Origin of the sequence: Thalassomonas sp. RHCl1 (assembly GCF_947387555.1) — a bacterium.
Taxonomy (GTDB): domain Bacteria; phylum Pseudomonadota; class Gammaproteobacteria; order Enterobacterales; family Alteromonadaceae; genus Thalassomonas.
Genome location: NZ_CANDNZ010000005.1, coordinates 446766 through 460803 on the forward strand (window position 1 = coordinate 446766; position 14038 = coordinate 460803).

At 43.9% G+C, this 14038-nt stretch carries 10 protein-coding genes and 6 tRNA genes; all 16 read right to left on the reverse strand.

Annotated elements, in window-relative coordinates:
* Nucleotides 1-3: 3 nt before the first annotated feature.
* On the reverse strand, nucleotides 4-405 hold the full coding sequence (locus tag QL234_RS16970) for a biopolymer transporter ExbD (protein ID WP_044832494.1): 402 nt from the start codon (nucleotides 403-405) through the stop codon (nucleotides 4-6).
* 12 nt (nucleotides 406-417) lie between these two features.
* Entirely contained in the window at nucleotides 418-942 is a 525-nt protein-coding gene (locus tag QL234_RS16975) for a MotA/TolQ/ExbB proton channel family protein (protein ID WP_274054021.1), read from the reverse strand.
* Complete coding sequence (locus tag QL234_RS16980) at nucleotides 942-2291, reverse strand: MotA/TolQ/ExbB proton channel family protein (RefSeq protein ID WP_281559003.1); 1350 nt, start codon at nucleotides 2289-2291, stop codon at nucleotides 942-944. The genes QL234_RS16975 and QL234_RS16980 overlap by 1 nt, the downstream gene beginning before the upstream one ends.
* On the reverse strand, nucleotides 2291-3070 hold the full coding sequence (locus tag QL234_RS16985; protein ID WP_281559004.1) for a DUF3450 domain-containing protein: 780 nt from the start codon (nucleotides 3068-3070) through the stop codon (nucleotides 2291-2293). The genes QL234_RS16980 and QL234_RS16985 overlap by 1 nt, the downstream gene beginning before the upstream one ends.
* A 1243-nt stretch (nucleotides 3071-4313) precedes the next feature.
* On the reverse strand, nucleotides 4314-6221 hold the full coding sequence (locus tag QL234_RS16990) for a SurA N-terminal domain-containing protein (protein WP_281559005.1): 1908 nt from the start codon (nucleotides 6219-6221) through the stop codon (nucleotides 4314-4316).
* A 260-nt stretch (nucleotides 6222-6481) separates the two neighbouring features.
* On the reverse strand, nucleotides 6482-6754 hold the full coding sequence (gene hupB / locus QL234_RS16995; protein WP_044832489.1) for a nucleoid-associated protein HU-beta: 273 nt from the start codon (nucleotides 6752-6754) through the stop codon (nucleotides 6482-6484).
* Between the two features lie 281 nt (nucleotides 6755-7035).
* Nucleotides 7036-9384: an endopeptidase La gene (lon, locus tag QL234_RS17000; protein WP_281559006.1), complete on the reverse strand. Its 2349-nt coding sequence runs from the start codon at nucleotides 9382-9384 to the stop codon at nucleotides 7036-7038.
* Nucleotides 9385-9563: 179 nt separating this feature from the next.
* Nucleotides 9564-10844 carry an ATP-dependent protease ATP-binding subunit ClpX gene (clpX, locus tag QL234_RS17005; RefSeq protein ID WP_044832487.1) on the reverse strand — a complete coding sequence of 427 codons (1281 nt, stop codon included), beginning with the start codon at nucleotides 10842-10844 and terminating at the stop codon, nucleotides 9564-9566.
* Between the two features lie 81 nt (nucleotides 10845-10925).
* Entirely contained in the window at nucleotides 10926-11564 is a 639-nt protein-coding gene (gene clpP, locus QL234_RS17010) for an ATP-dependent Clp endopeptidase proteolytic subunit ClpP (protein WP_084692701.1), read from the reverse strand.
* Nucleotides 11565-11651: 87 nt separating this feature from the next.
* Complete coding sequence (gene tig / locus QL234_RS17015; RefSeq protein WP_281559007.1) at nucleotides 11652-12959, reverse strand: trigger factor; 1308 nt, start codon at nucleotides 12957-12959, stop codon at nucleotides 11652-11654.
* 423 nt (nucleotides 12960-13382) lie between these two features.
* A tRNA-Pro gene (locus QL234_RS17020) sits at nucleotides 13383-13459 on the reverse strand.
* Between the two features lie 40 nt (nucleotides 13460-13499).
* A tRNA-Pro gene (locus QL234_RS17025) sits at nucleotides 13500-13576 on the reverse strand.
* Between the two features lie 40 nt (nucleotides 13577-13616).
* Nucleotides 13617-13693 (reverse strand) — tRNA-Pro (locus QL234_RS17030).
* Nucleotides 13694-13709: 16 nt separating this feature from the next.
* Nucleotides 13710-13785, reverse strand: a tRNA-His gene (locus tag QL234_RS17035).
* Between the two features lie 7 nt (nucleotides 13786-13792).
* Nucleotides 13793-13869, reverse strand: a tRNA-Arg gene (locus QL234_RS17040).
* A gap of 89 nt (nucleotides 13870-13958) precedes the next feature.
* Nucleotides 13959-14035 (reverse strand) — tRNA-Pro (locus QL234_RS17045).
* Nucleotides 14036-14038: the final 3 nt, after the last annotated feature.

Consider the following 14038-nt stretch of genomic DNA (forward strand, 5'->3'; position numbering starts at 1 on the left):
AAACTACCCCTTCGCAGCAGCGATAGAAATCCGATCTATACCCGCTTCCTTAATAGCATCCATTACTTTAACCACGATACCGTGTTTTGCATCTTTATCCGCTTGGATAATAACAACTTCGGTTGGTTGCTCTGCTAATAATTTCTCAATGTTCGCAGCAACACGTTCGATATCAACACGACGTTTGTCTAACCAGATCTCACCGTTGTCTTTAACTGCAACGAAGATATTGGCAGACTTTTGTTTGCTTTGGTTAGCTGCTTTTGGTTTGTTTACTTCAATACCGGCTTCTTTAACAAAAGAAGTGGTTACGATAAAGAATATAAGCATGATGAAGACGATGTCGAGCATCGGCGTCATATCAATTGCTGCTTCTTCTTCTTCACGAATACGTTTACGTGCCATTCGAATTTCTCTCTAGTGATGAGGTAAACTGTCAACCAGTTTAGCCTTTGCTAGTTTAACTTTAGCGTCTAATCTTGAACTGAAGAATACGCCAGATAACGCTGCTACCATGCCCGCCATTGTCGGGATAGTGGCCATTGATATACCTGATGCCATCAGACGCGGATTACCTGTTCCCTGTTGTGCCATGACTTCGAATACACCTATCATGCCGGTAACAGTACCCAGTAATCCAATTAGCGGACACATGGCCACTAAGGTTTTAATTGTGAGCAGACGCTGCTCAAGTAGTTCTGTCGCTTCGGAGATCCAAGTATCTCTAATTCGATGTGCGTACCAAGACGTAGTGTCTTCTCTGGCATTCCAACGATTGACGATATCGTCTTTCATCTTTGGATATACAGAGGCAAGGAACCAATAGCGTTCAACCATCAATACCCACATCAGTAAGAGTGCGAAGGCAACAACGTACAGTACGTTACCACCTGTCGCAATAAAACTCCTGACAGATTCCCAAAGCTCTATCAGGAATAACATTATTTAGACTCCTTCTCGGCGATCGCAGCGATTAATCCAGCGCTTTGCTCGTCAAGTTTCTGCAGTAGTGATTTACTACGGCCGGCAACGATGCTGTGAATCAGGATTAACGGCAGAGCACAGATCAGACCTAAAGCGGTAGTTACAAGTGCCAGAGAGATGTTACCCGCCATAATTTTCGGGTCACCGGTACCGAACAAGGTAATGGTTTGGAACGTCATGATCATACCGATAACCGTACCTAACAGACCCATTAGCGGGGCGATGGCAGCGAACATCTTGATCAGGTTGATACCACGGTCAACTTTAGGTGTTTCACGCAAGATAGCTTCGTCGAGTTTCAACTCAAGCGTTTCGGCATCAACAGCTTTGTTGTCATGGTAAACTTTAAGTAAACGACCCAGTGGGTTGTTTTCATTTGGTTGGTCAAGGTTTTTCTCTTGAGATTTGATCTTCGCGCTCATAGCACCTAATACAATCATACGCTCAAGGGCAATCAAACAACCTAAGATTAACAATACAGTGATGGCGTAACCCACTTCTTTACCTTCGTGATAGAACTCTTCAAGCGTTTTCTTACGAGTTTCTAACGTTAAGATAGCACCACGGGAAGGATCCACGTAAAGCGGAGCGTAACCAGAAGTGTGATTGAAGAAGTCGGATGCAGTACCTGAAATATAACCGGCAGGCTGCTTAGCAAGTGGCTGAACCTGACCTAATTCATCGTTATAGTTCAAGAAACCGTCTTTAGAAATCAGGTTAAAAGTACCGATACGGGTAACCATTTCAGTAGACTTGCTACCATCAAGGTTAGTGATGTCAGTAGTGAACTGAGAAATCTTACCAGATTGAGTCATTTCAGTTTGCAGGGCAAACCATAATTCTTCTAAGTCAGGTAAAGATGGGATCTTCTTGGAATTAGCGATACGGTTAAGCGCTTCGCCACGGCCCGGGTATTCAGCACTTACAATTGAAGTAGAGATTGCACCGTAGGCATTGGCTGCAGCTGCACGGCTCACACCGAACATTTCACCTAAAGTACCGGTAGCATTATCCAGTTCTACTTCTTTTTGCGCTAAAGTAATTTCATTAGCCGCATATTCTTTAGTTAAACGCGCATTACGGGCATTTTGATTAGCCAATTCTTTCTTGGCTTTGGCTAATAAAGCTTGCTTATCGGCACGGGCAGATAAAAACTCAGCTTCACGCTTCTTATCTAATTTCGCTTCAGAAATACGATCGTTCTTAACTTGTTTTAACAAGTCATCCAGGCTGTTGGCGCTGGCAGTAGCTGAAATACCGGCTGACATTGATGCCGCAAGTAATACAAAATTAATAACTTTCTTCATTATTTTGCTCCTGCCGCAAATACTGGTAATTTAGTGAGATCCATTGGCAATTGTTTACGTGCCATACGAACAGTGTCGGTAACAGGCTTCAAGTATTCATCACCTAACTCATCCCAAGAACGAGAATCATTGTTCCAGACCCAGGCATGTTTCATATCAAGAGATTGTGCGATTAAAGCAACACGGCCCATGTGAACGAAGTCAGCCGTGATAGTACGATCGCCTAAATCAAGCTCGCCCTGGTAGGCATCGAAAATAGTACCGTAGTTAGCTTCAATTTCATAAGCTTCAAGTACTAAGCGGAATTGTTCTGAAGTAGTAACATCAGAGTTGCCCATGACGGTTTTTAATCCTTCGATGCGTTCTTTACGACGCTCAAGGTTCATAGGTACGTCAAGTTCAACAAATTTCTCTAAGGTATCAATCATTTTGTACATCAGAGGCACAACACCTTGCTTGATCTTATCGATACCGTCGATTTGATCCTGCAAAGAAGCAATGTTTGCTTTTTGGTCATCAACCATACGTTGTACGTGGTCGTTATAACCTCTCAGTACGTCCGCTTCATCAACAACGTTACGGTACTCAGCGATCAGCTCTTGAGTTTGCTCGTAAATGTTATCGATTTTGCTTTGTGATTTGGCTGATGCTTTAAAAATTTTAGCTTCAGCTTTTTGTAAATCTGTTAAGGCATCAGCTGCAGCGATATTGCTGCCTGTTAGTGCTAATGCGCCAATTATCGTCGAGGCGATAAGGCTTTTCTTACTTACTCTGGACATAGTTCCCAACCAATTGCTATTTAACTTTGATAACAAGTGCCAGTGACACTCGCTACCGCAAATTTATTAATCTGCCGTTTTAAATTTTTATTTTTCTAGACTAAAACTACGCAATATTCCCAGACGACAGGCAAACTGTCAACCAGGAACAAAGATAATAGTCGTGCTTATTAGAATTTCTTAAATAAAATATTTGTTTTATCAATCCCCCTGACACGGTAAACCCAACAAAAAGATTTATCGTCAACTACGGCGGTATTGACCTACTCCTAAGAAGTGTTCTCCTTAATTGTTAAACTCAATTATCTGATATATGTTTTACTAATTCGTTCGTAGTAAGTCAAATTTAATTAGCATTTTATGCTCATGGATATATGACTTGACATTTACATTATCATCATAACGAAGAAAAATCAAAAGACAAAAACCTTGGTTTTCAACTAGCTAACTTATCAACCAGTAAAATAAAAATTGATTTCCCAAAGAAGGAAGCTGACAAATTTTTTTTCATTTTTACTTTTTCTCCGCCTTAAAGGATGAGCAAAAAAACAACAAAACCTGGCGCTCTGATCCCCCGTGAAACGGCCAACTTTAACAGCCCTTGCCTGTGAAAAAACCTGTCAGCCGAGAATGAGATTGGCAGCAGCGATTCACAAAAATCACTGACTACACGGCAAAGAATTAGCTGACTATTTTTGTTATTTTTTTATGGTTTCAATAGCCACAGTTTTACTTTTTATCGCAGTGCCGACGGCATATAGCTCACCTTTTAACCAAAGCTAAAGATGTTTTATCGTTAGAGGGAGCCAAACAAATGATTATCATTTCAATAAAATGTTAACCTTGACTAAAATTTTTGTAAGATATCACCCATTTATTTTACAGATTAATGGAGATAATATCGCGGACAAGCTCCATCCCTGAGTTATAAAAGGGAATAGAAACGTTCAATATTCATTCACTATTACCTTAAAAATGGCTTGTTCTGCATGCTCAGGCAAGCTTAACTCAAACTGCAGCAACGGTAGTGCTCACCATGCTAACTAACCGCAGCCAGGTTATTTACAGTATTTGTGAGCTAAACAGCAAACGCTAACCGGTAGAGGGTAAAGCCATAGCCCTTTTAAATGATTTTTCGAAGGCAAAAAAAAGCTCCGACACAATATCGGAGCTTTAATAGTGAGGTCGCTAGAGCAACCCTATTTTCCTAATCGAGAAAGCGAATTAAGCAAAGATTCTCTCTTTAGAGTATGGAGGTAGGCTCAGCAACCGCTCTGCGGGTGATCTTGGCATCTACCTTTAATGAGTCGACATAACTCTTATAGGCCGACTGTGCCAGCTGAGAAGTCTGTTGCTGACGCTGACTCTCACTTTCTTCGGCATCACCCGGTTTAACCGCCTGTACTTCAATTAACGCCTGATCGCCGTTCGCTAATGCTGTTGTTGCAACCGACAAGGTATCAGCCGTTGGATGGGCCAAAACAAAGGCCTCACGACTAATGCTGCCGTCAATGCCGCCATTGTTACGAGTGATATCGGTTTTAACTTCAAAGGCACTGTTCACCTTAGCCAGGGCTTCAGTGATGTCTTTGCCGGATTTAAGCTCAGCGATTAACTCATCAGCAACCGTTTTTGCTTTTTCAGCCGCTTTTTTCGCCACCAATTCGGTTTTGATTTGCGCCTGAACTTCGCTCAACGGTTTAACATTGGCTTCCTTATATTCATTAAGGCGCAATACCATCACTAAGTCGTCACCGATTTCGATAACATCAGAGTTCACATTATCATTGAGTACCAGCTCAGAGAAAGCGGCGTTGATAACCTTAACATCGTTAAAAGGTGCAGCATTGCCCGCTCGCGTTAACCAGGCAGAGCTTTGTACTTGTGCATTTACCGCGCCGGCAGCATCGTCTAAGCTGTCAGGGAATTCAAAACTAACTGTCGCTAACTCCTGCTGTAGCTCAAAAAATTTATCCTGGGCTTTTTCACTGCTGATTTGTACGCGCAGATCATCACGCAACTCGTCTAACGGTGTTGTTTTCTCGGGCTTGATATCGGTTAATTTAATGATGTGGTAACCGAAGCTGGTTTTAACGATTTCACTGACGGTGCCAATTTCTGCCAGGGCAAACGCTGATTTGTCAAATTCTTCATCCATCACACCCGGTTCAATCCAATCCAGATCACCGCCATTTTCACCGCTGAAAGTATCATCCGACTCTGTTTTTGCCAACTCGGCAAAATCTTCACCCTGCTTGATACGCGCTAACACTGCTTCGGCTTTACTTTCTGCCGCCGCTTCATCATCAGCAAATTCTACCAGGATATGGGCAAGACGGCGCTGCTCGACGGTGCGGTAATTGTCGATATTGTCCTGGTAATAGCTGGCGATGTCTTCATCAGATACCTGAATATCTTTGGCTAATTCGTTAACATCCAAGGCAATGTAATCAACTTTCACCTGTTCCTGGTTTTCAAAGCGCACCTGGTTTTCCTGGTAGAAGCTATTAATTTCCTCATCAGTTACGCTCATGTCTGCCTTAAACTGCTCCGCGCCGATCACCGCATAACGGATATCACGCTTCTGGTTTTGCAACGAAGAGAGCATTTTTTCCTGGTAAGGCAGGTTGAACTCGCTGACCACAAGTGCCTGACTTAACTGGCGGCGGCTCATTTCAACTCTTAAATAGTCACGAAAGTCTGAAGACTGGAAAAAACCCGCCTGATTGATAATGGCAAGGTAACGGTTGTTATCAAATACGCCGTCGACCTGAAATTCAGGCATTTCGCGGATCGTTTTTTTCAAGCGCTGATCGGAAATACGGATAGCCAGATCATTCGTGCTTTGATCGATGAGTTTTTCATTGATCAGGTTATCCAGCACACCGTTGCGGAAATTCGCCATATAGTTGCTGTCGGCCGAAAGCGTATCAAACATCTGGCCAAATTGCTGTGCCATACGGTTACGCTGCGCCTGGTATGCCTTGTCAAAGGCAGATTGTGAAATTTTCTCACCGTTAACTTCTGCTACTGAGGTATCAACGGTATTGGTATAACTACCGATCCCGGCAACGGCGAAGGTCAAAATAATAAAACCAAGTATCACCTTGGCAATCGTTCCCTGAGAACTTTCTCTAATACTTTCTAACATCTTTGTCTCTTATACACTTGGGTGCTAACTTTGTGCGCGATTTTAGCAGATGCAAGGCTTCGCTTGAAGTCACAAAAGCAAAAATAATATCAATATCGTCCTGTTCCTAACCTTGCCGTTTCACACGGACAGAAGCCGGAATACGAGTATTTTACACGACGCTTAATTTAAATCGGCGAATTCAAGTTCAGCAGAACTCAATCCAGAAAACAAAAGACCACCCTTAGGTGGTCTTTTTAATCAATACAATCAATGCTTGATTAGTTACACGCGTCTTTTAATGCTTTACCAGCTTTAAAAGAAGGTATTTTAGCAGCAGCGATTTCAATCGTTGCACCCGTTTGAGGGTTACGACCAGTGCGGGCAGCGCGGTCACGTACAGAGAAAGTACCAAAACCAACTAGAGCCACTTGCTCACCACTTTTTAATTCTTCAGTTACTGCATCAATGAACGAATCTAGAGCACGTCCGGCGGCAGCTTTTGAAATGTCTGCACCAGCAGCAATTTTCTCGATTAGTTGAGACTTATTCACAGTGTCTTCCCCTTAAATTGTTATTATTCAGCACTATCTTTTTTTGTTAGTGTTCTTTAAGAGACCGTTTATAACAAGCTTCTTTTGGAACATCAAGCGCCGAGTTAAAGAAATTTATAAAAGATAATTTTCTTTATCTTTGACCGGACCCCTTGTTGTTATTGGTGTCCAGCGTTATAAGCGTCCCTAACTTACCATAGTTTCAGCGTTTGAAAAGCGATAATTCACGATTTGCAGCATTTTTTTGCATTTTTTCGGGAAATTATCGCTTTTGTGGTTATTTATGCTTCAATTTTCCACTGTTCAACCGGCTGTTCCAGAGCAATATCAAGCACTTCATCAATCCATTTCACCGGATGAATCGCCAAATCTGCCTTCACATTTTCAGGGATTTCTTTTAAGTCCCTTTCATTGTCTTTCGGAATAACCACAGTTTTGATGCCGCCACGGTGTGCCGCCAGCAGTTTTTCTTTCAAACCGCCGATGGCCAGCACTTCTCCGCGCAGGGTGATCTCGCCGGTCATGGCTACATCCGCTTTAACCGGATTGCCGGTCAAGCTCGAAACCAGGGCGGTACACATACCGATACCGGCACTTGGCCCATCTTTAGGGGTCGCCCCTTCCGGCACATGCACATGGATATCACGTTTTTCATGGAAATCACTGTTGATACGCAAGGTTTCCTGACGGCTTCGCACCACGGTCATCGCTGCCTGAATCGACTCCTGCATGACATCACCGAGGGAGCCGGTGTAGGTCAGCTTACCTTTACCCGGTACCGAAGCGGTTTCTATGGTCAAGAGTTCGCCGCCCACTTCCGTCCAGGCAAGCCCGGTAACCAGGCCAATGCGGTTTTCATCATCCGCTTTGCCGTAATCAAAACGTTGTACGCCAAGGAATTCCTGCAGGTTATCCTGGGTGATCACCACTTTTTTCAAGCTCTTATCTAAAAGAATGGCTTTTACCGCCTTACGGCATAATTTCGAAATTTCCCGCTCCAGGCTACGTACCCCGGCTTCGCGGGTATAATAGCGGATAATGCCGATAATGGCGCTTTCATCAATTTCGATTTCAGCCGGTTTTAAGCCGTTACGCTCAATTTGCTTGGTCAGCAGGTGACGGGTGGCAATGTTAAGCTTTTCATCTTCGGTGTAACCGGACAGGCGGATAACTTCCATACGGTCAAGCAAAGGACCCGGAATATTCATGCTGTTGGAGGTGGCCACAAACATGACATCGGATAAGTCATAGTCCACTTCCAGGTAGTGATCGTTGAAGCTGCTGTTTTGCTCCGGATCCAACACTTCAAGCAGTGCCGATGCCGGGTCGCCGCGCATATCCGAGGCCATCTTATCGATTTCATCGAGTAAGAACAGCGGGTTTTTCACACCAACTTTGGCAATTTTCTGGATCAGTTTACCCGGCAAGGAGCCGATATAGGTCCGGCGATGTCCGCGGATCTCCGCTTCATCCCTGACCCCGCCTAATGCCATACGGACATATTTACGGCCGGTTGACTTGGCAATAGACTGACCAAGGGAGGTTTTACCTACCCCAGGAGGGCCCACCAAACATAAAATAGGCCCTTTAAGCTGGTTAACGCGCTGCTGTACCGCCAAATATTCGATAATACGCTCTTTGACTTTTTCTAAACCGTAATGATCTTTTTCCAGCACTTCCTCGGCCAGTTTTAAATTACGTTTTAATTTGCTGCGCTTTTTCCACGGCACACTGATCATCCAGTCGATATAACTGCGTACCACGGTTGCTTCGGCAGACATAGGCGACATCATTTTCAGCTTTTGCAGCTCAGCCAGGGTTTTTTCCTTGGCTTCTTTCGGCATTTGCGCTTCATCGATGCGTTTAGTCATTTGCTCCGCTTCATCCGGAACATCATCCATTTCACCCAGTTCTTTCTGGATCGCCTTCATTTGTTCGTTGAGGTAATATTCCCGCTGGCTTTTTTCCATCTGCTTTTTCACGCGGGTACGAATTTTCTTCTCTACCTGCAGCAGATCGATTTCACCTTCCATCAGCGCCATCAGGTACTCCAGGCGCTCGGCAACATCGTTAATTTCCAATACTTTCTGCTTATCCAGCAGTTTTAACGGCATATGGGCCGCCATAGTATCGGCCAGTTGTTCGGGATCATCGATACCGGAAACCGAGGTTAATACTTCCGGCGGGATCTTTTTGTTCAGTTTGACATAACCTTCAAACTGGGAAATCGCCGAACGCACCAGGACTTCGCTTTCGCCTTCGGCAGACGCGATCGGTGTCAAAAATTCGATATCGGCGGTAAAATATTCTGTGGTCTGGACAAATTGCTTGATTTCGGCTCTTTGTACCCCTTCAACCAGCACTTTTACCGTGCCGTCGGGTAACTTCAGCATTTGTAATATGGTGGCGACGGTACCGGTCAGGTAAACGTCTTCTTCTGTCGGATCATCAACGGAGGCATCTTTTTGGGCCACCAGGAAAATTTGCTTATCATTGTCCATGGCAATATCCAGACAACGGATTGATTTTTCCCGGCCAACAAACAATGGAATAACCATTTGTGGATAAACGACGACATCTCGCAAGGCTAATACTGGGATATCACTTACACCAGATAACTCTTTGGTCATAGGTTACTCTCTTGGAAATTTATATAAGGTGAACGGTAATTGCTTGTACCTTTTTTTTCTAACATTTTATGTACAATCTTATAAAGCTTTAAAAGTATATGGGGATATTCAAGTATCTTTCAACACAGGAACAAAAAAAAAGAGCCGAAAGGCTCTTTTTTAAAGAAAGTGGTTAAAAATTAACTATCTGACGCCGCCTGATCCTGCTGGGCTTCGTACATGATAATAGGTTTAGACTCGCCTTTTATTACCGCTTCATCCACCACTACCTTGCTGGCATTTTCCATTGAAGGTAACTCGTACATGGTATCGAGTAACACACCTTCAACGATAGAGCGCAGACCACGGGCACCGGTTTTACGTACCATAGCTTTATGAGCAATAGCCAATAAGGCATCTTTGCGGAACTCTAATTCAACCTTTTCCATATCAAACAAGGCCATAAACTGCTTGGTTAGCGCATTTTTAGGCTCTTGTAGGATTTGTACCAGGGCTTCTTCGTCAAGTTCGGTTAAGGTGGCGACCACAGGCAAACGACCGATGAACTCAGGGATCAGACCATATTTGACCAAATCTTCCGGCTCTACGTCCAGGAATCGCTCGGTCAGTGTCTTATCTGAGTCTTTACTTTTCACTTCAGCGCCAAAGCCGATACCGGTTCCGGTATGACATCTTTGCTCAATTACCTTATCCAGGCCGGCAAAGGCACCGCCACAGATAAAGAGGATTTTTGAAGTATCAACCTGCAAAAACTCCTGCTGCGGATGCTTACGGCCACCTTGTGGAGGCACAGAAGCAATGGTTCCTTCAATAAGCTTCAGTAATGCCTGCTGAACCCCTTCACCGGAGACATCGCGGGTAATGGACGGGTTGTCAGACTTACGGGAAATTTTATCGATTTCATCGATATAAACGATGCCGCGCTGGGCCTTTTCTACGTCGTAGTCACATTTTTGCAGTAATTTCTGAATAATGTTCTCTACGTCTTCACCAACGTAACCGGCTTCGGTTAACGTGGTGGCATCCGCCATAGTAAATGGCACGTCAAGCAATCTTGCCAGGGTTTCCGCCAATAAGGTCTTACCGCTACCGGTAGGGCCGATAAGCAAAATATTACTCTTACCCAGCTCAATACCGTTATGGGAGTCACCGTTACGTAAGCGCTTATAGTGGTTGTATACGGCTACCGCTAACACTTTTTTCGCATGTTCCTGGCCGATCACGTAATCATCCAGGCTGGCACGAATGTCTATGGGTGAAGGTAAACTTTCCTTGTCTTGCTTAGGTGCAATTTCTTTGATTTCTTCGCGAATGATGTCGTTACACAGTTCGACACATTCGTCACAAATAAATACTGATGGTCCCGCAATTAACTTGCGTACCTCATGCTGGCTTTTACCGCAAAAAGAACAATACAGTAACTTGCCATTATCACCGTCACCTTTTTTCATATCGGTCATACGGTACCTCTAAATAAATTAATTTCTAAGATTAATACAATTAAGTATTTCATAAATCGCGCAGATAACAATAAGGATAAATTATTTATCGTTTCTATGTTCTAATATGGCATCAACTAAGCCATATTCAACCGCACTTTCTGCACTTAAGAAATTATCCCGGTCGGTATCCTGGCTCACCTTCTCAATCGGCTGCCCGGTATGCTCCGCCATCAAGTTGTTTAACTTGTCCTTGATGTATAAAATTTCTTTGGCGTGGATTTCAAAATCAGACGCCTGGCCCTGGAAACCGCCCAGCGGCTGGTGAATCATTACCCTGGCGTTCGGCAGGCAGTAACGTTTGCCTTTTTCACCGCCAGAAAGCAAGAATGCCCCCATACTGGCCGCCTGACCGATACATACCGTACTGATATTCGGCTTAATAAACTTCATGGTATCGTAAATGGCAAGACCTGCGGTCACAGAGCCACCCGGCGAGTTGATGTATAAATAAATGTCTTTCTCAGGGCTTTCAGACTCCAAAAACAGCAACTGAGCAATGATCAAATTCGCCATATGGTCTTCCACCTGACCACACAGGAATATTACCCGTTCTTTTAATAACCGAGAATAGATATCGTAGGAACGCTCCCCTTTAGCGGTTTGCTCAACCACCATAGGCACTAATGCGCTTTCTGTAATGCTTGTTAAATCGTGAGAGTTTTTGTGAGAAGTAAACAACAGATAGTCCTTAATATAAAAAAAATGGCTCATATGCACCCATATAAGCCATTTAAGCTATTGATTAGCCGAATGTCAATCGAAAGCTTACTTAGCTTGCGGATTCATAATATCCTTGAAGCTCGCTTCGACGTCTTTTACTGCTGCTTTTTCAAGTAACAGCTCAACCGCCTGCTCTTCCAGGGCAACATTCTGCATTTGCTGGTTAAGCTCTTTGTTGCTGCTGTAGTAGTCGATAACTTCTTGCGGATCTTCGTAAGCAGAAGCTGCAGACTCGATCAACTCTTTAACTTTCGCTTCGTCAACTTTTAATTCGTTAACCTTGATCACTTCACCCAGTAACAGACCTACTTTTACGCGGCGTTTGGCTTGCTCTTCAAACATATCGTCAGGTAACTGAGGTAAGTTTGCAGCATCCATTTGACCGGCGAAACGTTGCATTGCCTGCTGACGTAATACGTCAACTTCCTGAGCAACTAAGGCAGAAGGTAATTCAAGTTCGTTGGCTTCCAATAAACCTTCAATCACTTGCTCTTTTACCTTAGCTTTAACCGCTTGAGTAAGTTCGCGCTGCATGTTCTTACCAACTTCTTCGCGCAGGGCGTCAACACCACCTTCTTCTACACCGAACAACTTGGCAAATTCTTCATCAACTTCTGGTAATACCGGACCTTCAGTCTTGTGAACAACGATATCGAACTCGGCGTCTTTACCTTTGAGGTTCTCAGCATGGTAATCTTCAGGGAAAGTAACACTAATTGTCTTCTCTTCGCCTACTTTCATGCCAACGATTTCTTTCTCGAAACCAGGGATCATGCGACCTGAGCCCAGCTCAAGTTCAAAACCTTCGGCTTTGCCGCCTTCAAACTCTTCACCGTCTACACGACCGTTGAAGTCGATAGTCAGCTTGTCACCGTTTTTGGTTTTACGCTTGTTCTCTTTCCAGGTTTTGTGCTGGTTTTGCAAAGTAACGAACATCTCGTCTAAATCTTTGTCAGTCACTTCTACCTGAGGACGCTCAACGGCGATCTTCTCTAAATCTTTTAATTCAACTTCCGGGTAAACTTCAAAAGTTGCTTCAAACTCTAACGGCTTGCCGTCTTCGTTGCTTTTAGCAACGAACTGAGGACGACCGGCAGGGTTAATTTTTTCTGCTACGATGGCTTCAACGAAATTACGCTGCATCAATTCACCAGCAACTTCCTGGCGAACAGACTGGCCGTAACGCTTCTGGATCACAGAAACCGGTACTTTACCTGGACGGAAACCATTGATACGTTGTGTTTTACCAAGGTGACGAAGACGGTTTTTAACTTCAACATCTACTGTTTCGGCAGGAACAGAAATTGTCAGACGACGTTCCAAACCTTGTGTAGTCTCAACTGAAACTTGCATTTAATTACCTCAAAAATTAGCGCATCTTGCGCATTCAATAACGCATCTATCTAACAAGCAGATAAACCTTACGTTTATTGCTCACAGCCCCGATAACAGCGGCTAACCGGGCCCGGAAAATCCGAATAAAAGACGTTCAAATTAAAATAATGACGCAAAATTATAGCGGCGCTTGACTCAAGAGTCGAGCCTTGTAGGGAAAAATTTTAAATTAAGATAATAATCAAATAGTTAAAGTAAAAATCAAAACTGTCCTGACCAGTTTTATGGCGTTTATTTGCCCAGCAGGGAGATAAGTTGGGAAGGCACTGCAAACAAGGAGTTAACAGCCAAAATACTCCATTTTCTCAACGTAACACTTATTCTGGAATAATCAGCCTAAAAAGAAGTAGTAAATAAAGGAGAAATAATCTGAAAAGAAAGTGGTCGGTGATGCAAGATTCGAACTTGCGACCCCTTGGACCCAAACCAAGTGCGCTACCAAGCTGCGCTAATCACCGACGGATACACAATTAGTATACAGAAATATCAGAAGAAAAGTGGTCGGTGATGCAAGATTCGAACTTGCGACCCCTTGGACCCAAACCAAGTGCGCTACCAAGCTGCGCTAATCACCGACGGATACACAATTAGTATACAGAAATATCAGAAGAAAAGTGGTCGGTGATGCAAGATTCGAACTTGCGACCCCTTGGACCCAAACCAAGTGCGCTACCAAGCTGCGCTAATCACCGACGATATTCATAAAAATGGGGTGGCTAATGGGACTTGAACCCACGACAACCGGAATCACAATCCGGGGCTCTACCAACTGAGCTATAGCCACCACTGTATGGCACGCCCTGTAGGATTCGAACCTACGACCCACGCCTTAGAAGGGCGTTGCTCTATCCAGCTGAGCTAAGGGCGCACATTACCTACAGTAGACCTTAAATTTCTTTAAGATCACTTTTCATTCCTGATTCTCTCTACATAAGTAGAATAAACAGAGATAAAAATTGGTCGGTGATGCAAGATTCGAACTTGCGACCCCTTGGACCCAAACCAAGTGCGCTACCAAGCTGCGCTAATCACCGACT

Coding starts and splice junctions, on each gene's coding strand:
- QL234_RS16970 (WP_044832494.1), bottom strand. CDS start 405: ATGGCACGTAAACGTATTCGTGAAGAAGAAGAAGCAGCAATTGATATG.
- QL234_RS16975 (WP_274054021.1), bottom strand. CDS start 942: ATGTTATTCCTGATAGAGCTTTGGGAATCTGTCAGGAGTTTTATTGCG.
- QL234_RS16980 (WP_281559003.1), bottom strand. CDS start 2,291: ATGAAGAAAGTTATTAATTTTGTATTACTTGCGGCATCAATGTCAGCC.
- QL234_RS16985 (WP_281559004.1), bottom strand. CDS start 3,070: ATGTCCAGAGTAAGTAAGAAAAGCCTTATCGCCTCGACGATAATTGGC.
- QL234_RS16990 (WP_281559005.1), bottom strand. CDS start 6,221: ATGTTAGAAAGTATTAGAGAAAGTTCTCAGGGAACGATTGCCAAGGTG.
- lon (WP_281559006.1), bottom strand. CDS start 9,384: ATGACCAAAGAGTTATCTGGTGTAAGTGATATCCCAGTATTAGCCTTG.
- clpX (WP_044832487.1), bottom strand. CDS start 10,844: ATGACCGATATGAAAAAAGGTGACGGTGATAATGGCAAGTTACTGTAT.
- tig (WP_281559007.1), bottom strand. CDS start 12,959: ATGCAAGTTTCAGTTGAGACTACACAAGGTTTGGAACGTCGTCTGACA.